The organism is Saliniramus sp., assembly GCF_035311605.1.
Lineage (GTDB): Bacteria > Pseudomonadota > Alphaproteobacteria > Rhizobiales > Beijerinckiaceae > Saliniramus.
This window is the reverse complement of sequence record NZ_DATGCW010000373.1, coordinates 1-24,082: the sequence shown is the minus strand read 5'-3', so window position 1 is coordinate 24,082 and position 24,082 is coordinate 1. Positions and strand designations below refer to the sequence as shown.

Annotated in this window: 21 protein-coding genes; 9 read left to right on the top strand and 12 right to left on the bottom strand. The window is 65.4% G+C overall.

The window, feature by feature from the left end; genetic code table 11:
• Positions 1 to 200 precede the first annotated feature (200 nt).
• The gene (locus VKP01_RS16605; protein ID WP_324414257.1) at positions 201 to 674 is read left to right on the top strand and encodes a tRNA (cytidine(34)-2'-O)-methyltransferase; all 474 of its coding nucleotides are present in this window, start codon (positions 201 to 203) and stop codon (positions 672 to 674) included.
• Between the two features lie 31 nt (positions 675 to 705).
• On the opposite strand, the gene VKP01_RS16600 is transcribed toward VKP01_RS16605, so the two are convergent.
• Entirely contained in the window at positions 706 to 2,136 is a 1,431-nt protein-coding gene (locus VKP01_RS16600) for a M20/M25/M40 family metallo-hydrolase (protein WP_324414260.1), read from the bottom strand.
• A gap of 293 nt (positions 2,137 to 2,429) precedes the next feature.
• Here VKP01_RS16600 and typA point away from each other — a divergent pair, with 293 nt between their 5' ends.
• Both typA and VKP01_RS16590 read left to right on the top strand, forming a co-directional pair.
• Complete coding sequence (gene typA, locus VKP01_RS16595; RefSeq protein ID WP_324414256.1) at positions 2,430 to 4,253, top strand: translational GTPase TypA; 1,824 nt, start codon at positions 2,430 to 2,432, stop codon at positions 4,251 to 4,253.
• Positions 4,254 to 4,353: 100 nt separating this feature from the next.
• A complete protein-coding gene (locus VKP01_RS16590) occupies positions 4,354 to 4,800 on the top strand; it encodes a thioesterase family protein (protein WP_324414255.1) in 447 nt (148 codons plus the stop codon).
• 19 nt (positions 4,801 to 4,819) lie between these two features.
• Here the strand turns inward: VKP01_RS16590 and VKP01_RS16585 are convergent, their stop codons facing one another.
• Entirely contained in the window at positions 4,820 to 5,104 is a 285-nt protein-coding gene (locus VKP01_RS16585) for a hypothetical protein (protein WP_324414254.1), read from the bottom strand.
• Positions 5,105 to 5,294: 190 nt separating this feature from the next.
• On the opposite strand from VKP01_RS16585, the gene VKP01_RS16580 reads away from it, so the two are divergent.
• A complete protein-coding gene (locus tag VKP01_RS16580; RefSeq protein WP_324414253.1) occupies positions 5,295 to 6,350 on the top strand; it encodes a low specificity L-threonine aldolase in 1,056 nt (351 codons plus the stop codon).
• Positions 6,351 to 6,410: 60 nt separating this feature from the next.
• Here the strand turns inward: VKP01_RS16580 and VKP01_RS16575 are convergent, their stop codons facing one another.
• Positions 6,411 to 6,554 carry a hypothetical protein gene (locus VKP01_RS16575; RefSeq protein ID WP_324414252.1) on the bottom strand — a complete coding sequence of 48 codons (144 nt, stop codon included), beginning with the start codon at positions 6,552 to 6,554 and terminating at the stop codon, positions 6,411 to 6,413.
• Between the two features lie 261 nt (positions 6,555 to 6,815).
• On the opposite strand from VKP01_RS16575, the gene VKP01_RS16570 reads away from it, so the two are divergent.
• From VKP01_RS16570 to metH, 3 genes are all read left to right on the top strand, one after another.
• Positions 6,816 to 7,829 (top strand): ArsR/SmtB family transcription factor, encoded by a 1,014-nt coding sequence (locus VKP01_RS16570; RefSeq protein WP_414706600.1) that lies wholly within the window; start codon positions 6,816 to 6,818, stop codon positions 7,827 to 7,829.
• Positions 7,829 to 8,731 (top strand): methylenetetrahydrofolate reductase [NAD(P)H], encoded by a 903-nt coding sequence (gene metF, locus VKP01_RS16565; protein WP_324414250.1) that lies wholly within the window; start codon positions 7,829 to 7,831, stop codon positions 8,729 to 8,731. The genes VKP01_RS16570 and metF overlap by 1 nt, the downstream gene beginning before the upstream one ends.
• A gap of 83 nt (positions 8,732 to 8,814) precedes the next feature.
• Positions 8,815 to 12,564 carry a methionine synthase gene (gene metH / locus VKP01_RS16560; RefSeq protein ID WP_324414249.1) on the top strand — a complete coding sequence of 1,250 codons (3,750 nt, stop codon included), beginning with the start codon at positions 8,815 to 8,817 and terminating at the stop codon, positions 12,562 to 12,564.
• A 187-nt stretch (positions 12,565 to 12,751) separates the two neighbouring features.
• Here the strand turns inward: metH and pyk are convergent, their stop codons facing one another.
• The 4 genes from pyk to VKP01_RS16540 form a co-directional block, all read right to left on the bottom strand.
• Positions 12,752 to 14,191: a pyruvate kinase gene (pyk, locus tag VKP01_RS16555; protein ID WP_324414248.1), complete on the bottom strand. Its 1,440-nt coding sequence runs from the start codon at positions 14,189 to 14,191 to the stop codon at positions 12,752 to 12,754.
• Entirely contained in the window at positions 14,188 to 14,601 is a 414-nt protein-coding gene (locus VKP01_RS16550; protein ID WP_324414247.1) for a DUF1036 domain-containing protein, read from the bottom strand. Before VKP01_RS16550 ends, pyk begins: the two co-directional genes overlap by 4 nt.
• Positions 14,602 to 14,674: 73 nt before the next feature.
• Positions 14,675 to 15,961 (bottom strand): glycerate kinase, encoded by a 1,287-nt coding sequence (locus VKP01_RS16545; RefSeq protein WP_324414246.1) that lies wholly within the window; start codon positions 15,959 to 15,961, stop codon positions 14,675 to 14,677.
• 118 nt (positions 15,962 to 16,079) lie between these two features.
• Positions 16,080 to 17,024, bottom strand: a complete 945-nt coding sequence (locus tag VKP01_RS16540) for a DMT family transporter (RefSeq protein ID WP_324414245.1) — start codon at positions 17,022 to 17,024, stop codon at positions 16,080 to 16,082.
• Between the two features lie 229 nt (positions 17,025 to 17,253).
• On the opposite strand from VKP01_RS16540, the gene VKP01_RS16535 reads away from it, so the two are divergent.
• Positions 17,254 to 18,480 (top strand): CaiB/BaiF CoA-transferase family protein, encoded by a 1,227-nt coding sequence (locus VKP01_RS16535; protein ID WP_324414244.1) that lies wholly within the window; start codon positions 17,254 to 17,256, stop codon positions 18,478 to 18,480.
• A 12-nt stretch (positions 18,481 to 18,492) separates the two neighbouring features.
• Here the strand turns inward: VKP01_RS16535 and VKP01_RS16530 are convergent, their stop codons facing one another.
• A complete protein-coding gene (locus VKP01_RS16530; protein ID WP_324414243.1) occupies positions 18,493 to 19,647 on the bottom strand; it encodes a PLP-dependent aspartate aminotransferase family protein in 1,155 nt (384 codons plus the stop codon).
• 168 nt (positions 19,648 to 19,815) lie between these two features.
• Between VKP01_RS16530 and VKP01_RS16525 the strand changes: the two genes are divergently transcribed.
• Positions 19,816 to 20,346 carry a TspO/MBR family protein gene (locus tag VKP01_RS16525; protein WP_324414242.1) on the top strand — a complete coding sequence of 177 codons (531 nt, stop codon included), beginning with the start codon at positions 19,816 to 19,818 and terminating at the stop codon, positions 20,344 to 20,346.
• 21 nt (positions 20,347 to 20,367) lie between these two features.
• Here the strand turns inward: VKP01_RS16525 and VKP01_RS16520 are convergent, their stop codons facing one another.
• The 4 genes from VKP01_RS16520 to VKP01_RS16505 all read right to left on the bottom strand — a co-directional run.
• Positions 20,368 to 20,709, bottom strand: a complete 342-nt coding sequence (locus VKP01_RS16520; protein ID WP_324414241.1) for a polymer-forming cytoskeletal protein — start codon at positions 20,707 to 20,709, stop codon at positions 20,368 to 20,370.
• Positions 20,710 to 21,067: 358 nt separating this feature from the next.
• Entirely contained in the window at positions 21,068 to 22,594 is a 1,527-nt protein-coding gene (locus tag VKP01_RS16515; protein ID WP_324414259.1) for a gamma-glutamyltransferase family protein, read from the bottom strand.
• Between the two features lie 154 nt (positions 22,595 to 22,748).
• Complete coding sequence (cobD, locus tag VKP01_RS16510; protein WP_324414258.1) at positions 22,749 to 23,744, bottom strand: threonine-phosphate decarboxylase CobD; 996 nt, start codon at positions 23,742 to 23,744, stop codon at positions 22,749 to 22,751.
• 43 nt (positions 23,745 to 23,787) lie between these two features.
• Positions 23,788 to 24,082 (bottom strand): cobalamin biosynthesis protein (locus tag VKP01_RS16505; RefSeq protein ID WP_324414240.1); only part of this gene is annotated, 295 nt, incomplete at its 5' end.

Below are 24,082 nucleotides of genomic sequence, written 5' to 3'. Positions count from 1 at the left end.
CCGGGCGCAGATAATGCCAGGCAAATGCACTCACCCGGTCAGGTGGAGTCTCCTCCCGGTCGAAGGGGGCAAAGGGGTCGATGCGGCGCTCGGCGCGCTCCAGCATGGTCTTTTTCCTGTTGCTTGCGCCGGCGCTGAGGCGCGACGATAACCATCGCGCTCTTGCGCCCGACGCCTGATCTTCACCGGAGACATCGCCGATGCGGCTCGTCCTGTTCCAACCCGATATTCCGCAGAATACCGGAACCATGATACGCCTCGCCGCCTGTCTGGGGGTCGCGGTTGATATCGTGGAGCCCGCCGGCTTCGACGTCTCCGACCGCCATTTCAGGCGCTCCGGTATGGATTATCTGGATCGCGTGGAGATCATTCGCCACCCCTCATGGCGCGCATTCCATGATTGGAGCCGCGCGAACGGCCTGCGGCTGGTGCTCGCCACGGTGCAAGGATCCGTACCCTATACCGATTTCAGCTATGGCGCGAATGACGCAATCGTCATGGGCCGCGAATCGGCTGGCGCACCCGAATACGTGCATGAAGCGTGCGACGCGCGCATCCGCATTCCACTGGCGCCGGGGATGCGTTCGCTCAACGTCGCCGTCTGCGCCGGGATGATGCTCGGCGAGGCGCTCAGGCGCACTGACGGGTTTCCCCGCGCCGATGCGCCAGGCTGATCGGATCCGCCCGTTCAGACCCCGCGCTGCCTCAGACCCCGCGCTTAGCCATAGCCGCGAGCACGCGCACCCAGGAGCAGGTGCCCTTGTAGAAGCTGACGAGATCGTATTTCTCGTTGGGCGAATGCACCCGATCATCGTCGAGGCCGAAACCGATCAGCAGCGAATCGAGTCCCAGCGTACGCTTGAAATCGCCGACGATCGGGATCGAACCGCCATTGCCGATCACCACCGGCTCTCGGCCCCATTCATCCGCGAGCGCTTCGCGCGCCGCATCGAGGGCGGGCATGTCATAGGGCAGCGCGATCGCCCGAGAACCCTTGTGCTCGATGATCTCGACCGAGCAATCGGCGGGGATCCGCGCCTCCACATGCGCCCGGAAAGCCGCCGCGACCGCCTCCGGATCCTGATCACCCACGAGGCGGAAGGAGACCTTGCAACTCGCCTGCGACGGGATCACGGTCTTTGTCCCCTCCCCCGTATAACCGGCGATGATGCCGTTGGCATCGCAAGTCGGGCGGGACTGGATCTGCTCGATCAGCATCCGGTCACGCTCCCCGGCGGGTTCGCTCAGGCCGATCGGCCCGAGATACTTCTTCGGCGTCAGCCCGAGCTTCTCCCATTGCGCACGCACATCCGCCGGCGGCTCGGCCACGCCGTCATAGAAACCGGCGAGCGTCACCGCGCCGTTCTCGTCGTGCAGATCGGCGATGATTTTCGACAGAACGTGAATCGGATTGCGCGCAGCGCCTCCGAACATCCCGGAATGCAGATCGCGATCGGCGGCGCGCACGACCACCTCGCAATAGACCAGCCCGCGCAGGGAGATGGTGATCGCGGGGGTCATCGAATTCCACATTGTGGTGTCGCAGACCAGCGCGAGATCAGCGGCGAGTTCGGCGCGATTGGCTTCGACGAATTCCGGCAGATGCTTCGAACCGTCCTCCTCGGCGCCCTCGACCAGCACGGTGACGTCGACGGGCAGCGTGCCGGTGGCTTCCTTCCAGGCGCGGCAGGCCTCGATGAAGGTCATCACCTGGCCCTTGTCGTCGGCAGCGCCACGCGCCACGATCACCTTGCGGTCGAAGGGGATCGTCGCGATGCGCGGCTCGAAGGGCGGTTCCTGCCACAATTCCAGCGGATCGACGGGCTGCACGTCGTAATGGCCATAGAACATCACATGCGGGCGTTTCTCCCCGCCGGTTTCGCCTCTGTAATGGCCGAGCACCACCGGGTGGCCGGGGGTTTCCCGCAGGGACACCTCAAAGCCGAGTTCCTCCAGCTCGCGCACCAGCCAGGATCCCGCCTCGCGGCAGGATTCGGCATAGGCGGGGTCGGTGGAGATCGAGGGAATGCGCAGCCAGTCGAACAGGCGCCCCAGCGCACCGTCATAGTGCTTTTCCGCCGCGCCGAGCGCGGCTGCGAGCTGCGGATTGTCCCTGAAAGCCTTGTCGTCAGCCATCTGCCTGTCCTCGATCAGTGCCGGGCGCGTCGGTGATATCGCCGTCTGCGCGCGCGTGCTGTTGTTCCCGATCACGGGTGATTGATCCCGGCCTCTGCGTCAAGTGAAGCAATGCGCTTTCAACGCGCGGAAATCCTTGCAACGCAGGCCCAAAACACGTATTGCACTGCGAAAGGTCCGAACATCCCGACGTCGCATGGCTGTATGCATTGCGTGAAGGTGGCTAAAACGCCCCGCCGCAGGTCGTCGGGCGAAGATCTTTCGGACCGATATCTTCTTCAGGCGGACGCTTCATGAAACTGCGCAATATCGCGATCATCGCCCATGTCGACCATGGCAAGACCACTCTCGTTGACCAGCTCCTCGCCCAGTCGGGCGCCTTTCGCGAGAACCAGCGCGTCGCCGAACGCGTGATGGATTCCAACGATCTGGAGAAGGAGCGTGGCATCACCATCCTCGCCAAGGCCACCTCGGTGGTCTGGAAGAACACGCGGATCAACATCGTCGACACACCCGGTCACGCCGATTTCGGCGGCGAGGTCGAGCGTATCCTCAACATGGTGGATGGCGCGATCGTGCTCGTCGATGCCGCCGAGGGGCCGATGCCGCAGACGAAATTCGTCGTCGCCAAGGCGCTGAAGATCGGCCTGCGCCCGATCGTCGCCGTGAACAAGATCGACCGTCCGGACGAGCGCCATATCGAGGTGATCAACGAGGTCTTCGATCTCTTTGCCGCGCTGGACGCCACCGACGAGCAGCTCGATTTCCCGATCCTCTACGGCTCTGGCCGCGACGGCTGGATGGCGGCGGCACCCGAAGGCCCGCGCGACCAGGGGCTCGCTCCCCTGTTCGACCAAGTGCTCGCGCATGTCCCCGAGGCCGAGGCCGAGGCGGGACCGTTCCGCATGCTCGGCACCATTCTCGAAGCCAACCCCTTCCTTGGGCGCATCATCACCGGGCGCATCACCGCCGGCACGGTGAAGCCCAACCAGTCGATCAAGGTGATCGGCCAGGACGGCAAGACCATCGAGCAGGGCCGGGTGAGCAAGATTCTCGCCTTCCGCGGCATCGAGCGCCAGCCGATCGAGCTCGGCGAGCCGGGCGACATCGTCTCCATCGCGGGTCTGACCAAGGGCACTGTGGCGGACACCTTCTGCGATCTCTCGGTCGAAGAGGCGATCCCCGCCCAGCCGATCGACCCGCCCACCGTCACGATGTCCTTTATCGTCAATGACAGCCCGCTCGCGGGTACCGAGGGCGACAAGGTGACGAGCCGCATGATCCGCGACCGCCTGATCAAGGAGGCGGAGGGCAATGTCACGCTCAAGATCGAGGAGTCTGCCGACAAGGACAGCTTCTTCGTCTCGGGGCGCGGCGAATTGCAGCTCGCCATCCTGATCGAGACCATGCGCCGCGAGGGTTTCGAACTCGCCGTCTCGCGCCCGCGCGTCGTCTTCAAGACGGACGAGGCGACCGGCGAGCGCCTCGAGCCGATCGAGGAAGTCGTGATCGATGTCGACGAGGAACATGCTGGCGTGGTCGTGCAGCGGATGTCGGAGCGCAAGGCCGACATGGTCGAGATGAAACCGTCGGGCGGCAACCGCCAGCGGCTGGTCTTCTACGCGCCGACGCGCGGGCTGATCGGCTATCAGAGCGAGTTGATGACGGATACGCGCGGCACCGCCATCATGAACCGCCTGTTCAAGGCCTATGAGCCCTACAAGGGCGAGATTGCCGGGCGGCGCAACGGCGTGCTGATGTCCAACGACAACGGCGAGGCCGTGGCCTATGCCCTGTGGAATCTGGAAGATCGCGGCCCGATGATGATCGAGCCGGGCTGGAAGGTCTATCAGGGGATGATCATCGGCGAGCATAACCGCGAGAACGATCTCGAAGTGAACGTGCTCAAGGGCAAGAAGCTCTCCAACGTGCGCTCGACCGGTAAGGACGAGGCCGTGCGCCTGACACCGCCGATCCGCATGACCCTGGAGCGATCACTCGCCTGGATCCAGGATGACGAGCTGGTCGAGGTCACGCCGAAATCGATCCGCCTGCGCAAGGTCCTGCTCGATCCCACCGTGCGCAAGCGGGCGGACAAGAGCCGCGAAGTCGCCTGATCCGGCGCGCGCGAATGCGTATGGAGCGGTACCGGCCTTCACGGTAGAGAATTGTGCGTGACGGCATGACCGTCTGGCACGATCGGGAGAGTGAACAGCCATGAGCACGTTCGGTACGCAAGACTGGCAGGCGCTGATCGCGGATGAACGCGTGCTCGTGACGCGCGACATCCTGCGCTACAACGACATGGACGATAACGGCCATCTCAACAATTCGGTCTTCACCGTCCTGTGCGAATCGGGCCGGGTGGATTATTTCCGCAAGCGCGTTACCCCGCACCTGCCGGGCAATACCTTCTTCGTGATCGCGCGCATCGCCATCGACTTCAAGGCCGAGGCCTTCTATCCGGGCGAGGCGCTGACCGCGACCTGGCTCGAACATCTGGGCCGCTCTTCCCTGCGCGTCCGCCAGAAGATCATGAGCGCGGACACGCTCGTCGCCGAGGCCGAAGGTGTCTGCGTTGTGATGGATCAGACCAAGCGCAAACCCTTCCCGATCCCCGACACGACGCGCGGGGCACTGGAGCCCCTTCTGCGCACGAGCTGAGCGCATCACGCAAAGCCGGTCAGCTGCTTCCGGCCCCGGTGGTGCGGTTGAAGGAAGGCGGATCCGAGGCCGGGAAGGTGTCTTCCAGCGCCTCGTCGACATCCTCCTCGGAGCGTTTGGGACGCCCCGCAATCGGGCCGGATTCCTCATCGCGCGGCCGTTCGTCATTATGGCGCTCCGCCTCGTCCTTCATATCCTCATGCTTCTTGCCAATCGGAATCGGGGCCGATTTCACCGGGTCGGGCTTCTCGGCATCATGCGAATGCGGGGCATTGGTTTCCGGGTCCGGTTTGTTCCAGGACATGATGATCTCCATTTCTGCCGCGCTGCGGCTTGTATGGGTCAACGCAGCAGATGCGAAAAAGATCACGCCGCACCGCCATGATCTGCGCGAAACCCGCAAGCTTTCCCACCCGGCAATCGGTTCTCGCGGCTTGACGGGCCGGGTCGGGCCGGCTCACCTGTCGCGGCGCACATCACGAGGAACGATCACGATGAATTTCGCCAGCGACAACATCATGGGGGCCAGCGAGCCCGTGCTGCGGGCCCTGGTCGAGGCCAATGCCGGACCGTTGCCGGCCTATGGCGACGATCCGCTGACGCAGGAGATCGAGGCATGGCTCGGTGCGATCTTCGAGCGCGAGGTCGCCGTCTTTCTCTGTGCGACCGGGACCGGCGCCAATGCGCTGGCACTCTCCGCGCTGGTACCGCCCTGGGGGCTGTGCATCTGCCATCGTGAGGCGCATGTGATCGACGATGAATGCGGTGCGCCGGAGTTCTTCATGCATGCGGCCAAGCTCGCCGGACTGCCGGGCACGGGGGCAAAGCTCGCGCCGGAGATCCTGGAGAACTGGCTGGCGGGTCTCTCATCCAGCGTCAAGCAGATGCCGCCGAAGGCATTGAGCCTGTCGCAGCTGACCGAATGCGGCACGGCCTACAGCCGCGACGAGATCGCCGCGCTCTCGGCGATCGCCCATCGCAACGGCATGAAGGTGCATATGGACGGGGCGCGTTTCGCCAATGCGCTGGAAAGTCTTGGCTGCACGCCGGCCCAGATGACCTGGCAGGCGGGGATCGACGTGCTCACCTTCGGCGCCACCAAGAACGGCTGCCTCGCTGCGGAAGCCATCATCTTCTTCGATCCGAAGGACGCGAAGGCGATGCCCTGGCTGCGCAAGCGCGGTGGGCATACGCTGTCCAAGGGCAGGCTTCTCGCGGCGCAGTTCAAGGGCTATCTCGATGATGATCACTGGCGCGACAATGCCCGCCACGCCAACGCCATGGCCGCCCGCCTCGCTGACGGGCTCACCGCGCAGGGCCTGCGTCTCGCCTGGCAGCGTGCGGGCAATGAGGTCTTCGTGATCATGAAGCATGCGCAGGCCGAGGCGCTGCGCGGACAGGGCTGCGCCTTCCATCCCTGGACGGCGACGAATCTCGCCGCCGAAGATGCGCTGGGCCCGGATGAAGGCATCTACCGGCTGGTCACGTCCTTTGCCACGCAGGAGGCCATGGTCGACGGCTTCCTCGGGCTGGTCGACAAAACCATCTGAGACGTTGCAAGGCGCGATTCGCCGCCATGACCAGCGAATCCGCATCGTTCGGAGGCCGATTCAGAGACTGCCGAGAAAGAAAGCGGCCACGCACAGGGCGGTGATCGAAGCAGCGAAACCCATCGCGGCACGCTTGAAGGACGGCGCCGGGCCGCTTCGCATACCGGCATTCGCCAGACTCATATCAAGATTGTTACGCTGCATGATAATTCCGCTCACACCCGCCCGTCGAAGCCGTCTGTCTCCAGACCGCATTCCTGCGGCACTGCGATAGCCAATAGCGCAGGATTGGTAAATCACCCGGTAACGGCTTTCTGATTCATGATGCATCAAGGCAACATTCCGGCGCATTCTTCAGTTCCGACATTCCCTCTTGATGCTCCGATCGTTTTAATATAAAGATATCTTTATATCTCAATCGCACCATATCAACTCCCCGGGACGATATGGATGGAACGGTGGATGATGCGACCAGAACAGAACCTCTCGATGAACGAAGCACTCGTCGCTCTGCGCGCGGCGGGAGAGGAGACGCGCCTGCGGATCCTCGCGCTGTTGTCTGCGGGGGAGCTGTCCGTATCGGATCTTACCGACATTCTCGGGCAGTCGCAGCCGCGCATCTCGCGCCACCTCAAGCTGCTGGTCGAATCGGGTCTCGTCGAGCGCCACCGCGAAGGGGCCTGGGCCTTTTTCCGGCTCGCGGACAGGGCGACCGCGACGCAATTGCTGCATCCGCTGCTCGATGCCCTCGACGGCGCCGACCGGCATATTGCCGCCGACAAGGCGCGACTTCAGGCCAAGCGCCGCCAGCGCGCAGAAGCGGCGCAGGCCTATTTCGCACGCATCGCGCCGAAATGGGACGAGCTGCGCTCGCTGCATGCGGCGGAATGTGATGTCGAGAAGGCCGTTGCCGAGGTGATCGGCGAGAAACCGGTTCTCAACCTGATCGATCTGGGCACCGGTACCGGGCGCATGCTCGGGCGCCTCGCGCCGCTCGCACGCCGTGCGGTCGGCCTCGACGCGAGCCATGCCATGCTCTCGGTGGCGCGCGCCAATCTGGAGAAGGCCGGCGTCGGGCGGGTCGAACTGCGCCAGGGCGACATCCATGCGCCCCCGGTCGAGGAAAACGCCTTCGATCTGGTGATCATCCATCAGGTCTTGCACTATCTCGACGATCCGGCCCGCGCCCTGCGCGAGGCGGCGCGTCTCGTGTCGCCGGGCGGGCGCATGCTGATCGTCGATTTCGCCCCGCACGGGCTCGAATTCCTGCGCGAGAAGCAGGCGCATCGCCGCCTCGGCTTCTCGCATGAGCAGATCGGCGACTGGCTTGATGAAGCTGGTCTCGACTGCGCCTTCACCCGCGACCTGCCCCCGCCCGAGGGGATCAGGGATGCGCTTACCGTTTCAATCTGGCTGGGCCAGGACCGCCGCGTGCGGACTGACTGGCCCGTACAATCAAAAAACAGAGAGGTCGCCTGATGCAAGCTCGCTCGCGCGCTACCGACGGCACGCCGTTTCGTTCGGTTTCTTTTGAGTTCTTCCCGCCCAAGACGCCGGAAATGGAGGCGACCCTGTGGTCGTCCATCGAGCGTCTGGCTCCGCTCGGCCCGACTTTCGTTTCCGTGACCTACGGCGCCGGCGGCTCCACCCGCGAGCGCACGCACAATACCGTGTCGCGCATCGTCAAGGAGACGGATCTCAAGCCTGCGGCGCATCTGACCTGCGTGGCCGCCACGCGTGATGATGTCGACGAGGTGGTCAAGGGTTATCATGATGCGGGCGTGCGCCACATCGTGGCCCTGCGCGGCGATCCGGTCGAGGGCCCGGGTACGGCTTACGCGCCGCATCCGGGCGGCTATGCCACCTCCTGGGACCTGATCGAGGGCATCAGCAAGGTCGGCGATTTCGAGATCTCGGTCTCGGCCTATCCCGAGAAGCACCCCGATGCCGCGAGCCTTGATGCCGATATCGATGCGCTCAAGCGCAAGGTCGATGCCGGCGCGACGCGGGCGATCACTCAGTTCTTCTTCGATAACGAGTTGTATCTGCGTTATCTCGACAAGGTCCGCGCCAGGGGGATCGACATCCCGATCGTGCCGGGTATCGTGCCGGTACAAAATTTCAAGCAGACGGCGAATTTCGCCAAACGCACCGGGGCGAGCGTGCCCGACTGGCTCGCCGCGCGCTTCGAGGGACTCGAAGACGATGTCGCGACCCGCAAGCTGGTCGCGGCAGCCGTTGCGGCGGAGCAGGTCATCGGGCTGATCGACGAGGGGGTGGAGGATTTCCACTTCTATACGATGAACCGGGCTGATCTCGTCTATGCCGTATGCCATCTGCTCGGCATGCGCCCCGATCAGCCCTTGCAGCACGCCGCGTAAGGCGCGCTACGCTCACACATTCACGAAATGCAGCGGTCGGGCATGACCGACCGTTCGCCGTACAACAAACCGGGAAAGATTTCATGTCGCAGATCAAGCACGCCGATGGTCGAGAGGTCCGCAAAGCCCTGCGCGCGGCGGCGTCCGAGCGCATTCTGGTGCTGGACGGCGCCATGGGCACCGCCATCCAGGACAAGAAGTTCTCCGAGGAGGATTTTCGCGTCGAGCGCTTCAAGGATCACGCGCATGACCAGAAGGGCAACAACGACCTTCTGATCCTGTCGCAACCCGAGGCGATCCGCGACATCCACCTGGATTACTTCCTCGCAGGCTCGGATATCGTCGAGACCAACACGTTTTCCGGCACGCGTATCGCGCAGGCCGATTACGGCATGGAGGAGATCGTCTACGAGCTCAATCTGGAAGGCGCGCGGGTCGCCCGCGCCGCTGCCGGGATCGCGCAGGACAAGGATGGGCGTCGCCGCTTTGTCGCCGGCGCCATCGGCCCGACCAACCGGACCCTGTCGATCTCGCCGGATGTGAACAACCCCGGCTTTCGCGCCGTCACTTTTGACGAAGTGCGCGACGCGTATGCCGAGCAGGTGCGGGGCCTCGTCGATGGCGGCTCCGATCTGATCCTGATCGAGACCATCTTCGACACGCTCAACGCCAAGGCCGCGATCGTGGCGATCCGCCAGGTCTTCCACGAGAAGGGCGTCGATCTGCCGATCATGATCTCGGGCACGATCACCGACCTTTCGGGCCGAACCCTGTCTGGACAGACGCCGGAGGCCTTCTGGAACTCGGTGCGTCATGCCGATCCGTTCACGATCGGGCTCAATTGCGCGCTCGGCGCCAAGGAGATGCGCGGGCATATCGCCGAGCTTTCGCGCATCGCCGACACCTTCGTCTGCGCCTATCCCAATGCGGGCCTGCCCAACGAATTCGGCCTCTATGACGAGCGCCCGGAAGCGACGGCGGGCATGCTCGCGGAATTCGCCGATGCCGGTCTCGTCAACATCGTTGGCGGCTGCTGCGGCACCACGCCCGATCATATCCGCGCCATCGCGGAGGCGGTCGCCGGCAAGAAGCCGCGCGAGATCGTCAAGCCGAAGACCTGGCTGCGCCTGTCGGGCCTCGAGCCCTTCACGCTCACGCCGGACATCCCCTTCGTCAATGTGGGCGAGCGCACCAACGTCACCGGCTCGGCGAAATTCCGCAAGCTGATCACCAATGGTGACTACGACACCGCTCTCGACGTCGCCCGCGACCAGGTCGCCAACGGTGCTCAGGTGATCGACGTCAACATGGATGAGGGGCTGCTCGATTCCGAGAAGGCCATGGTGGACTTCCTCAACCTCGCCGCCGCCGAGCCCGATATCTCGCGCGTGCCGGTCATGGTCGATTCCTCCAAGTTCCACGTCATCGAAGCTGGCCTGAAATGTGTGCAGGGCAAGGCGATCGTGAATTCGATCTCGATGAAGGAAGGTGAGGAGGAATTCCTCAAACATGCCCGCATCTGCCGCGATTACGGCGCGGCGGTCGTGGTCATGGCCTTTGACGAGGAAGGCCAGGCGGACACGGCGGCGCGCAAGATCGAGATCTGCACCCGCGCCTACAAGCTCCTCACCGAAGAGATCGACTTCCCGCCGGAAGACATCATCTTCGACCCCAACGTCTTCGCCGTGGCGACGGGGATCGAGGAACACGACAATTACGGCAACGACTTCATCGAGGCGACGCGCACCATCCGCGAGACCCTGCCGCATGCGCATATCTCGGGCGGCGTGTCGAACCTCTCCTTCTCGTTCCGCGGCAACGAGCCCGTGCGCGAGGCGATGCACACCGTCTTCCTCTATCACGCCATCAAGGCGGGGATGGATATGGGCATCGTCAATGCCGGCCAGCTCGGGGTCTACGAGAACCTCGATCCGGAACTGCGCGAACTCTGCGAGGATGTCGTCCTCAATCGCCGCAAGGACGGGACCGAGCGCCTGCTCGACGCGGCTGCGCGCTTCAAGGGTGACGGCTCCGGCGCGGTCAAGGTACAGGATCTCGAATGGCGCAAGCTGCCCGTCGAGAAGCGCCTCGAACACGCGCTGGTCAACGGCATCACGGAATATGTCGTCGAGGACACCGAAGAGGCCCGCCTGAATGTCGAGCGCCCGCTCCACGTGATCGAGGGGCCGCTGATGGCCGGCATGAACGTGGTCGGCGATCTGTTTGGCGCCGGCAAGATGTTCCTGCCGCAGGTGGTGAAATCCGCCCGCGTGATGAAGCAGGCCGTGGCCCATCTCATGCCTTATATGGAGAAGGAAAAGGAAGAAGCCGGGCTCGATCAGCAATCAGCCGCAGGCAAGGTCCTGATGGCCACCGTCAAGGGGGACGTGCATGATATCGGCAAGAACATCGTCGGCGTCGTGCTCGCCTGCAACAATTACGAGGTCATCGATCTCGGCGTGATGGTGCCCACCGCCAAGATCCTCGACGAGGCCAAAAAGCACAATGTCGACGTGATCGGCCTGTCGGGCCTGATCACGCCCTCCCTTGACGAGATGGTGAATGTCGCCTCCGAGATGGAGCGCGAGGGCTTCGACATCCCGTTGTTGATCGGCGGCGCCACCACCAGTCGCGTGCATACGGCGGTGAAGATTCACCCCTCCTATAATCGCGGTCAGGCGATCTACGTCACCGATGCCAGCCGTGCGGTGGGGGTGGTCTCCAACCTGCTCTCGGAAGACCAGTGCAAACCCTATATCGAGGGTATCCAGACTGAATACGCAAAGGTCGCCGATGCGCATGCGCGCGCCGAGATGGACAAGCAGCGCCTGCCGCTGGCCAAGGCTCGCGCCAACCCGGTCAAGATCGACTGGAGCGGCTATGAGACTGTAAAGCCGAGCTTCTTCGGCCCGCGCGTTTTCCGCAGCTACGATGTCGCCGATCTCGTGCCCTATATTGACTGGACGCCCTTCTTCCAGACCTGGGAGCTGAAGGGGCGCTATCCCGATATCCTTCAGGACGAGAAGCAGGGTGAGGTGGCGCGCCAGCTCTTCGACGATGCGCAGGAGATGCTCAGGAAGATTGTCGAGGAACGCTGGTTCAATCCCAAGGCGGTGATCGGCTTCTGGCCGGCGAACAGCATTGGTGACGATATCCGTCTCTACAAGGGCGAGAGCCGTGAGGAGACGCTGGCCACCTTCCATGGTCTGCGCCAGCAGCTCACCAAGCGCGGTGATCGTCCCAATGTCTGCATGTCGGACTTCGTCGCGCCGGAAGATAGCGGCGTGAAGGATTATGTCGGCGCCTTCGTGGTCACGGCGGGGCTCGAGGAAGTGCGCATCGCCGAACGCTTTGAGCGCGCCAACGACGATTACGGTTCGATCCTCGTCAAGGCGCTGGCCGATCGTATCGCCGAGGCCTTCGCCGAGCGCATGCACCAGCGCGTCCGCAAGGAGTTCTGGGGCTATGCGCCGGACGAATCGCTCTCCAACGAGGAACTGATCACCGAGGGCTATGCCGGCATCCGCCCGGCCCCGGGCTATCCCGCCCAGCCCGATCACACCGAGAAAGACACGCTGTTCGAACTGCTCGACGCGCGAAAGAGCATCGGCGTGGAGCTCACCGAGAGCAAGGCCATGTGGCCCGGCTCCTCCGTCTCCGGCCTCTATATCGGCCATCCGGAATCGTATTATTTCGGTGTTGCCAAGGTCGAGCGCGACCAGGTCGAGGATTACGCCATGCGCAAGGGCATGGATATCGAGGAGATGGAGCGCTGGCTGGCGCCGGTGCTCAACTACGACCCGGCCAATTACGTGAAGGCGGCAGCGGAGTAAGCTGCGGCACCTTGCTCAATAAGAAAGCGGCGGAGTGATCCGCCGCTTTTTTCGTAGGCGCGATTTCGGCGACAAGGCGGCGACAAGGCGGCGCCAAGGGGGAGCCAATGGGGAGCCAGGGTGGCGTCAAGGGGGGCTATATCGATGCCAAGGCGGCGCCCCGTCGGGGATCACCGCTTGCCTCCCCTCACGCCGCCGCCGCGTGCTCTTCGGTGATGAAGGCGATGCGGATCATGTTGGTGGCGCCGGGAGTGCCGAAGGGGACGCCAGCGATGACGATGATGCGCTCGCCGACCTTGGCGAGGCCCGAGCGCACGGCGAATTTGCAGGCGCGGAAGGTCATGTCGTCGACATCGCTGGCATCGCGAGTGACCACCGCATGGATCCCCCAGGCCAGGTTGATCCGGCGGGCCGCCTCGCGCTTCGGTGTGAGGGCCAGAATCGTCGAATCCGGGCGCTCGCGGGCGAGCCGGAGCGCTGTCGCGCCGGAAAACGTCCAGGCCGCGATGGTGGAGATGCCGAGCGTCGCCGCAATGCCGTTGGCTGCGGCGGCGATCGCGTCGGACCCCGTCGCCTCCGGCTCGGCCTGTTGCGCCTTGATGATGGTCCAGTAGAGATTATCGCGCTCGACTTCCTCCGCAATGCGGTTCATCTGCGCGACGGACTCCTGCGGATATTGCCCCGCCGCGCTTTCCGCCGAAAGCATTACCGCATCCGCGCCCTCATACACGGCGGTGGCAACATCGGAGACCTCGGCGCGGGTGGGCACCGGCGCGGTGATCATCGATTCCAGCATCTGCGTCGCCACGATCACCGGCTTGCCGGCGCGCCGCGCATTGCGGGTGATGCGCTTTTGCAGGCCGGGCACCTTCTCGAGCGGCATCTCCACGCCGAGATCGCCGCGCGCCACCATGATGGCGTCGGAGACATCCATGATCTCGTCGAGCCGCGCCAGCGCCTGCGGCTTTTCCAGCTTGGCCAGAACCTGCGCACGCCCGCGCGCCACTTTCTTGACCTCGGCGATATCCTCCGGGCGCTGCACGAAGGAGAGCGCGATCCAGTCCACCCCGATCTCGATCGCGGCTTCGAGATCGGCGCGGTCCTTGTCGGTCATCGCCGCAAGCGGCAGCGTCGTATCGGGAAGCGAGACGCCCTTGCGGTCGGAAACCTTCCCGCCCACACGCACCACCGCTCTCGCCCGATGGCCGGGCGCGACCTCCTCAACCTCAAGCCGCAACTTGCCGTCATCGATCAGTATCGTATGGCCGGGCTCCAGCGCCGAGAGGATCTCGGGATGGGGCAGGTATACGCGTGACGTGTCGCCCGGGCTGTCATTGTCGTCGAGGGTGAAATGCGCCCCCTGTGCAAGCTCCGCCGCGCCGCCAGTAAAGCGCCCCAGACGCAGCTTCGGGCCCTGCAGATCCACAAGCACCGTGATCGAACGATGCACACGCGCTTCCACCTCGCGGATCATCGCCACCTGCGCCGCCAGTTGCCCGCGATCAAGATGGCTCATGTTGATGCGAAACACGTCCGCACCCAGGCGATGCAGGTTCTCCACCATCTCCGGCGTGTTCGAAGCCGGGCCAAGGGTCGCCACGATCTTGGTGCGTCTCAAACGTTTCATGGCGACGGCGCTCCCTGCCTGTCAGGATCGGTGAGTTGGATCGTCCAGCTGCGCTGCTGGCCGGTATCAACCTCGAAGAAGCCGTTGCGATCATAGCCGCGCACAAGACAATCCTTGATGCCACGAATGGTGAATTCCCGCTCGCGGGTACACATATACGAGCGCCCGCCCCATTCCCCGCCGCGATCGTAATCGACGGCATAGACGTAATAGTAGCGCGCCGTGAGGGCACCGGCGAAGATCGTCTCGCATTCGCGCGCCTCGAAATTCCACCAGCCTTCCGTGACCCAGCCTTGCGGATCACGGTAGCCGATGGCAATGCCGACGCGGCTGCCGGTCATGTTGCACAGGCGCAGATCGGCGTGAGCCGGCACGGCCAGGAAAGGCAGGCTGCCTGCGATCAAGGCCATCACGGCGATGAGACGCAGGATTGGTCGGCTCGCGCGGCATGGACCCGAGCGCATGCGCCGGTGCAGGGACGGATCAATCGATGAGGATGATGCGGCAGTCGTTGACATTGGTTCGTGTCGGCCCCGGTATCAACAGGTCGTCGAGAATCGTGAAGAAACCCGTCGAATCGTTGTCCAACAAATACGTTTGCGCGTCGACCCCTTTTGCATGGGCACGTGACAATGTGGTGTCATCAATCATCGCGCCGGCAGGATCATCCGCCGCGCCGGTCCCGCCATCCGTGCCGTCGGTATCGCCGGAAAGCGCCGCCACGCGCGGCAGCCCGTCTAGGGCGATGGCGAGCGCCAGCGCATATTCCTGATTCGGACCGCCGCGCCCCTCCCCCCTGATCGTCACCGTGAGCTCGCCCCCGGAAATCAGCGCCACGCGCCGCCCCGCCCGGCGGATATCGCGCACTTCCCCCGCATGGGCTGCCGCGACGGCGCTCGCCTCGCCTTCGAGATCGGCGCCGAGCAGGACCGGCTCATAGCCGAAGCGCCGCGCTTGCGCGCAGGCGGCATCCATCGCCTCCTGCGGGCGGGCAACGATGCTGAAAGCGGTATTATCGAAGACCGGATCGCCGGGTTTTGGCGTCTCGGGCGCATCATCGCGCATCAAAGCCTCGGCCGCGTCGGAAAGCGCCACGCCATAGCGGGCGATGATGGCGCGGGCCTGCGCATGGGTCGTGGGATCGGGCACGCTCGGGCCGGAGGCGATCACGGCGGGATCGTCGCGGGGCACGTCGGAGATCGCCAGCGTCACCATCCGCGCCGGCGCCGCTGCCCGCGCGAGCCGCCCACCCTTGATCTGCGACAGACGCTTGCGCACAGTGTTGATCGCATCAATCGGCGCGCCGGAGCGCAAAAGCGCGCGGGTGATCGCCTGTTTTTCCACGAGATCGATGCCGCCAGCCGGCGCGATCCAGTTGGCCGAGCCACCGCCGGAGAGTAACACAAGCACGAGATCCTGTGGCCCTGCCGATCCAGCCAGCGCGAGGGCCTCCCGCGTCGCCGCAATTCCCGCTTCATCAGGAACAGGATGCCCGGCCTCGACGACCCTGATCGGCCCGGCCTGCCCGCCATAACCGTGGCGGGCGACGGCAAGCCCGGTCATGCGGGCATCGTCCACGCCCGCATCACGATAATGCGCAAGCGCGACCTCGCTCATGCTGGCGGCTGCCTTGCCGGCGGCGAGCACGATGATGCGCCCCCGCGACGGTGCGATCGGCAGATGTGCCGGCAGGCAGCTCTGCGGATGCGCGGCTGCGACGGCGGCATCGAAAATGCAGCGCAGCTTCTCACGGGAGGATGTCGGCATCATGCGGCCTCCGGGTTGTTCTCGCGCGCGATTCAGGACGTATCGCTGCGCGCGGTGTTTCGCTGCTCAAGCTGCTTCTCTTCCCAAGGCACTTCTCTTGTCTCAAGGCACTTCTCTTGTCTCAAGGCACTTCTCTTGCCGGCAATGGCGGGCGGTTGCGGCGCGGACGGGCGACGAAGATCCCGGCGAGGATCAGCGCGCCGCCCATGGCCTGAATCAAGGTCAGCGCTTCCGAGAGGATGAGCCAGCCGAACAGAGCCGCCGCGACTGCCTCAATGAAGATCACCAGCGAGGAAAATACCGCAGGCAGACGCCCCAAAGCCACTGAGAGCAGCCCCTGCCCGCCCGCATGGCTGATGAAGGCGAGCGCGACGAGCGCCGCGATCGCTTCCGGCGTCGTCGGCAGGATCTGGCGCTCGGCGATGATGGCGACGACGAACAGTCCCGCCGCCGTCACCAGGCTGAGCTCGAATGTCACCCGCCCGGCACTGCCACCGGAGCGCCGCGCCTTCTCGACGCCCAAAAAATACAGCGCGAAGAAGAAGGCCGTGATCACACCGTAAACGTCTCCCGCGAGGCGCTCGGGTGCGATCTGCATGCTCTGGCCGATCAGCGCCGCGCCGCCGAGCATGCACAGGGCGAGCCCCACGAGCGTCGAGCGCGCTATGGTGACGCGTAGGACCGCCCAGGAAATCAGGATGACGAAGAGCGGCGCGGTGGTCGCGAAGAAGGTCGCATTCGCCACCGTGGTATTGAGAATGGCCAGATGCCAGAAGATCAGATCCCCAACGAAGGCGAGCCCGGCAAAGACCGTCGCTTTTGTCCAGGATGCCCGCCCGGCAAGGCCGGGATGGCGCGCCTCGTCGATGCGCATCCAGGCATAGAGCACCGGCAAAGCCAGAAACACTCGCCAGAAGGCGCTGGCGAAAGGGCCGATATCGGCAGCGGCGAAGCGCACGAAGACCGGCGAGACACCCATCGCCACGGCTCCGGCGACAAGCGCGGCGAAGGCGCCGATCTGGCCCGGTTCGATGCTGGCTGTCTGCGTCGGCGTGGGTATGCTCATGCAGCGGGTTTCCGCGAAGGATCAGGTAAAACTGCCGCAGACCTTACCGGCTTTGTCGAAGCAGGCGAAGCCGTTTTCGCGCACGCCCGGCGATGCGCGGGCACGCGGATGGGGCAAACCGCGCAATCGATCTGGCGCGCGGCTGCGTATCCAGCCGGGACCGGAAATGCTAGGGGCGGAGCACGATCGAAAGCAAAGCGCCGCCGGCGCCATCTGCGGGATGTGAGCCATGAACGATGACGGAATCCTCGGAGCCGGTACGCAGGACAAGCCGCTGAAGGGCATCCGCGTGCTGGAGCTCGCGCGCATCCTGGCCGGCCCCTGGATCGGGCAGACGCTGGCCGATCTCGGTGCGGATGTGGTCAAGGTCGAACGTCCGGAAAAAGGTGACGATACCCGCGCCTGGGGCCCGCCCTTCTTGCAAGGCGCCGACGGCACGGATCTCTCTGCGGCGTACTTTCATGCCTGCAATCGCGGAAAACGCTCCATCGCCGTCGCCTTCGACACGAAAGAAGGCCAGGAGATCATCCGCCGTCTCGCGGCCAATGCCGATATCCTGGTCGAGAATTTCAAGGTCGGGGGCTTGAAGAAATACGGGCTCGATTACGAGAGCCTGAAGGCAGTCAATCCGCGTCTGATCTATTGCTCCGTCACCGGTTTCGGCCAGAGTGGCCCGTATGCGTCGCGCGCCGGCTACGATTTCCTGATTCAGGGAATGGGCGGCATCATGGATCTGACCGGCGATCCGGAAGGCGAGCCCCAGAAGATCGGCGTCGCCTTCGCCGACATCTTCACGGGTCTCTACGGCGTCGTCGCCATCCAGGCGGCCCTGCGCAAGCGCGACCAGACGGGCGAAGGCGCCCATATCGACATGGCGCTGCTCGACAGCCTCACCGGCGTGCTCGCCAACCAGGCGATGAACTTCCTCGTCTCGGGTCGCTCGCCCACGCGGATGGGCAATGCGCATCCCAATATCGTGCCTTATCAGGTCTTCCCGGTGAGCGACGGGCACGTGATCATCGCCACCGGCAATGACGGCCAGTTCCAGCGCCTGATGGAAGTGATCGGTTTGGCAGAGGCCGCAGCTGATCCGCGCTTTGCCGACAACACCTCCCGCGTGAACCATCGCGAGGATATCGCCGCCATCATCACGGCTGCGACCAGCCGCTTCACCCGCGCCGATCTGCTGGCCGCGCTGGAGCGCGTCGGCGTGCCGGCGGGGCCGATCAACACGGTCGAGGATGTTTTCGTCGATCCCCACATCATCGCGCGCGGCATGCAGGTCGCGCTTCCGGCACCCGCCGCGCAGGGCGGTATGATCCCCGGCGTCGCCTCGCCGATGGTGATCGACGGCACCCGCATGACGGCACAGACGCCCTCCCCGCGCCTCGGCGAGCACACCCGGGACGTGCTCGCCGATCCGGAATGGGGCGGCGGCAGCGATGCCGAGGCCTGACCGGAGCAGGCCTCAGGCATGGGCGGCGCGCAAGGCCCGGTCGAGATCGGTGAAGAGATCGGATTCATCCTCGATTCCGGTGGAAAGCCGCAGAAGATCATCCGGGCAGGGCGTGCCCTCTCCCTCGATCGAGGCGCGGTGTTCGATGAGGCTCTCGACCCCGCCGAGCGAGGTGGCGCGCTTCCACAATCTCATCTGCGCCGCCGTCGCGATCGCAGCTGCGGCCCCGCCGCGCACGCGGATCGAGAGCATGAAACCGAAGCCGTGCTCCATCTGGCGCGCGGCGGTGGCGTGACCGGGGTGATCGGGCAGGCCAGGATAGAGCACCTGCGCCACATCCGGATGGGCCTGCAGGCGCTCGGCCAGCGCGAGCGCGCTCGCCGCCTGCCGCTCGGCCCGCAGATGCAGGGTGCGCATGCCACGAATCAGCAGATAGGCCTCAAACGGCCCGAGAATCGCGCCCTCGCCCTTGCGAATCCCGGCAACGCGATCGGTAAACACATCCTGGCCAGCGAAGGCGAGCGCCCCGGCCACCACGTCGGAATGGCCGTTGAGGATCTTCGTCGCCGCATGCATCACGATATCGGCGCCCAGCGTCAGCGGGCGCGTATGCACCGGCGAGGCGCAGGTGGAATCGACGGCGAGCCGGGCGCCGGCCTGATGCGCGATGCCTGCCGCCTGCGCGATATCGGTGACGCTCCATAGCGGATTGGCAGGGCTCTCCACCCAGACGAGCTTCGTCTCACCGGGGATGACCGCCGCGCGCAGGGCATCCGGGTCTTCGGTCGCGACGAAATCGATGCGCAGCCCCCAGCGGGTGGCCTCGCCGGCGAGCCAGTGGCGCAGGGCCCAGTACATCACCTTCGGCGCCACCACGTGATCGCCCGGATCGAGGGCGCGGAAGACGGCGGTGGCCGCCGCCATGCCGGAGCCGAACAGCATTGCTCCGCCATGCGCCTCCTCGAGCATGGCGAGGACGTCTTCGGCTTCGCGGATCGTGGCATTGTCGGGGCGGCCATAGACATAGCCGGAGGAATAGGCATTGTCGGGATCGCGAATATACGTGGTCGCCACATGGATCGGAGGGACGACGGCGCGCGTTGTCTCATCGATCCGGCCCAGGGCCTGGACGGTGCGGCTGCGGCGCGAAAAGCTGTCGTCGGTCATGATGGGTCCCGTTCCGGTCTCTTGTCGGTGCGCATGTGCTCGGCGATTACAACAGATTGCGCGGGGAAGCGATGCGCTTTTATGCGCCGTCGGTTTGTAAGCCGTCATGCGGCGAGCCAAAAGATCGCATCCGGCCAATCATGAGTATGCAATGAGAGGAGCGGAACCGTGCAGGTATCCAGTGAAAGCGAAACCAGCCAGGGTGCGGATTTTGTCGGGAAAAAGCCGCCCTCGCGATGGGTCCGTCTTGCCGCCGCCATCCTGCCCGTCCTCGCCGCATGGGCGGTCGCCGGGATTGCGACGGCGCCGGGCATGGCCTGGTATCAGGAACTGGAGCGCCCCTTCTTCACCCCCCCGGACTGGCTCTTCGGGCCGGTCTGGACGGTTCTTTACCTGGCGATGATGGTCGCCGCATGGCGCGTGCTCGGCCTGCAGCCCTCCCGGCCCAGGCATCGCGCAATGACGCTGTTCTATCTGCAGCTTTGCTTCAACGCGCTGTGGAGCATCGCTTTCTTCACGCTGCAGAGTCCGCCTTTCGGGCTCATCGTGATCGCTGTGCTACTGGCGCTGATCCTCGCCATGATCGTCGCCTTTCGGCCCCTCGACCGGATCGCCGCATGGCTGATGGTGCCCTACGCGCTCTGGGTGGCCTATGCCAGCGCGCTCAATCTCGGGATCGTCGTTCTGGCTCTGCCGTGATCGGACGCTTGAAGCGGCGCCTCAGCCATGGACCGGTCCGGACGCCGTCTTCGCCGCCCTGGCACGGTCGAAACCGACCTTGGCATCGCGCCCGAATCGGGTGAGCCGGTCACCGTAATCATGCACGCAATTGACCGTGCCGCGCACTTCCACGTCACCGCCGTGATTGACCAGCGTCCCGGCCACCGCCCCGTGGACGATGGCCGCACCGCCCTCCTCGACAACGAGATCTCCCATGATCACCCCTTCGAGATCGAGACGCGAGCCGGAGGGCACCGTGACGGTGCCCTTGACGCGCCCGCGCATGACGAGATCACATTCGAGGGTGAGAGGGCCTTCGAGCTGCCCGGAGATTTCGGCCATGGCGCTTCTCCCCGTTTCTGCCGTGCTCCACCTTGCCCGCAGGCCGGAGCATAAGACGCCCGCCGAAAGCGGCGCCCGTTTCAAGGATAGCGCGAAACGGTGATCTGCGACGGGCTACAAAAACCCAGACGGACTGGGGCAAATTACCAAATCCATCGAAAGTCGAAGCCCGTCATGGCCCTCGCGGCGCCATCGCAGGGCCCGTCGCGCCGGTTTCGGGGTCGGCTGATCCCGAAACGCCCGCAATCAGGCCATTTGGCGGGTCATTTGTCGAAACACGACGATTGCCGCGCATGGTTGCGCGCAGGCACGAAAACCCACCTGCCAATGACGCACGGAACACTCTCGGGCCGCGCCTTCAGAAACCGATGACGCAGCCATCCTTGCGCGGATCGGAACCACCGATATAGCCGCCTTCGATGCGCTGGATCAGCTGCGCGCCGCCGAAGCCGAAGCTCGATTCCGGCTCCTCGCTGGTGACGGCATGGCCGAGCGCGGCGAGCCCGGCCAGCACATCCGCCCCCGCCGAGGATTCGACGGCGACGCCGAGTCCGTTGGTGACGCGCCAGCGCGGCGCATCGGCGGCGGCCTGCGGATCCTGGCCCCAGAGCTGCGTGCGCAGCGTCATCTGGATATGGCCCTGCGCCTGCATCGGCCCGCCCATCACGCCGAAGCTCATCTCGGGCGTACCGTTCTTCATCAGGAAGCCGGGAATAATGGTGTGGAAGGGGCGCTTGCGCGGGCCGACCCGGTTGGGGTGGCCTTCCGTCGTGACGAAGCCGTAGCCGCGATTCTGCAAGGAGATCCCCGTGCCGGGCACCACCACACCGGAGCCGAAGCCGGCATAGTTCGACTGGATGAACGAGACCATCATGCCGCTCTCATCCGCCGCCGTCAGATAGACGGTGCCGCCATGGCGGGGCGCGCCGGCACCGAAATCCGTGGCGCGGGCCGGGTCGATCAGCTTCGCACGCGCCTTCAGATAGGCCGGAGCGAGCAGATCCTCGACGCGCACATCCTGCATGGCCGAGAGATCGGCGACGTAAGCCTCCGCATCGCGCATGGCGAGCTTCATCGCCTCGATCTGCAAATGCAGCGCCGCGACACTGTCGGGGGCGTGGCCGGCGAGATCGCAATGTTCGAGCATGCCGAGCGCCATGCAAGCGGCGATGCCCTGGCCGTTGGGCGGGATCTCGTGCAGCGCCACGTCACCATAGGAGGCATGCACCGTGCCGCACCAGTCGTTCTCGTGCGCGGCCATGTCCTCAAGGGTGAGCGCCGCGCCGTGCTCGCGGGCGAAAGCCGCGATCTTTTCCGCCAGCTTCCCGCGATAGAAGGCCTCGCCGCGCGTCTGCGCGATCTGCTCGAGACTCGCGGCCAGGGCCGGGAAGCGGAACAATTCGCCAGCCATGGGCGCCCGCCCGCCCGGCATGAAGCCTTCCGCGAAACCGGGCTGCTTACCCAGGAGTTCCGCCCCGCGCGCCCAGAGCGCGGCGATCACCGGGGAGACGTGGAAGCCGTCGCGCGCGTAGCGGATGGCCGGCTCGAACAGGGTCTCGAAGGGCAGCTTGCCGAAACGCTGCGAGAGATCCACCCAGGCGCTGACGGCGCCGGGCACGGTGACGCTCTCCCAGCCGCGCTCGGGCATGCCATCGGGGAAGCGCTCGGGATTCCAGGCGTCGGGGGAGCGGCCGGACGCGTTGAGCCCGTGCAATTCCTTGCCGTCCCAGACAATGGCGAAAGCATCGCTGCCCAGCCCGTTGCCGGTGGGCTCGACAAGAGTCAGCGTAATTGCAGTCGCCAGCGCAGCATCGACAGCGTTTCCGCCGCGCCCGAGCATGCTGATCCCGGCTTGCGCCGCGAGAGGCTGCGAGGTCGCGACCATGTTGCGCGCCAGAACCGGCGAGCGGCGGGAGGCGTAAGGCGAAGCGGCGGAAAGCGTCACGGGATCATCCTCGGATTGCGGGCGTTGCAGCTGATTACCCGCTCGGGCAGGCGCGCGAAACCGGCGCGAATGCGAGAAGGGTTTTTGACTGGCCTCAACGCAACGCCTCCCCCAGCCGTCGCCACTCCGCCTCATCGCCCGGCAAACCGAGCCTCAGCCAGTCGTCAGCGTATGGGAAGACGCGGCTCCAGATGTGATGACCGGCAAGCGCGTCCTGCGCTGATGCCGCCCCGCCGGGGATCGTATAGGTGCGAAACAGGGCAGTGCCGCCGACGAGGTCCCAGCCGCTTGCGATGGCGAGCGCGTCGAGACGGGCGCAATCCTCAGCGAGCCGGGCGATGCTGCGCGCGCGCCAGGGCGCATCCCGCAGGGCAATTCGCCCCGCCGCGATGGCCGGGCCGGAAACAGCCCAGGGCCCGGCCATGCTCTCGAGGCGGGCGATCAGCGGTGCGGCGCCCAGCACGAAGCCGAGCCGCAGGCCGGCAAGTCCGTAGAACTTGCCGAAGGAGCGCAGGACGAGGATGTTGTCCGGCGCGCCCTCGCCGAGATGCGGCGCCAGCGACAGCTCCGGCATCGCATCGGCGAAGCTTTCATCGATCACGAGCAGGCCGACATTCTTCGCCAGTGCGATGAGCTCCGCCGGCGGATATTCGCGTCCATCCGGATTGTTGGGATTGACCGCGACCGCGACATCCGCCCCGGCGAGATCGCAGGGCGCCGCGACCGCGCGCACAGCGATGCCCGCCCCGGTGAGCGCGCCGGCATGTTCGTTATAGGTCGGCGCCACGACCCGCGCATCGATGGCGCCGGGCCCGGCCACGCGTTCCCTCACCAGAGCGGGAACGAGCTGGATCGCGGCCTGGGCGCCGGCGAGAGGCAGGATCGCGGCGCGGGTCGCGTAAGCCTTGCGCGCGGCTGCGATCAGATCATCACGCGCATCGCGCTGCGGCAGGGCGCACAGATCAGCGGGGGCCAGCGCCGGCATTGGATAGGGTACGCGGTTGATGCCGGTGGAGAGGTCGATCCAGGCGCCCGCCGCGCCGCCATAGGCCGCCCGCGCGCGATCGAGATCGCCGCCGTGATCGCGGATATGCTGGTGATCAGCCGTCATGGCGCCCTTTCTGCGCAATCCTTCACGCGAGAGCAAGCAGCAGCGCCGTGGCGACGAGGAGCGCCCCCAGTGCGATCATCACCCGGCGATAGAGCGCGAGCCCGGCCTGGAGATCCGCCGCCTGCGGATCGGGACCCTCAAAGTTGAGCCAGGGCTCGTCGCGGATGCCGCCGCCATAACTGCGCGGCCCCGAAAGCCGCACGTCCAGCGCCCCCGCCATCGCCGCTTCCGGCCATCCCGCATTGGGCGAGCGGTGATGGCGCGCATCGCGGCGCATCACCGCGAAGGTGCTCAGCGGGCGCTTTGAGACGAGCGCG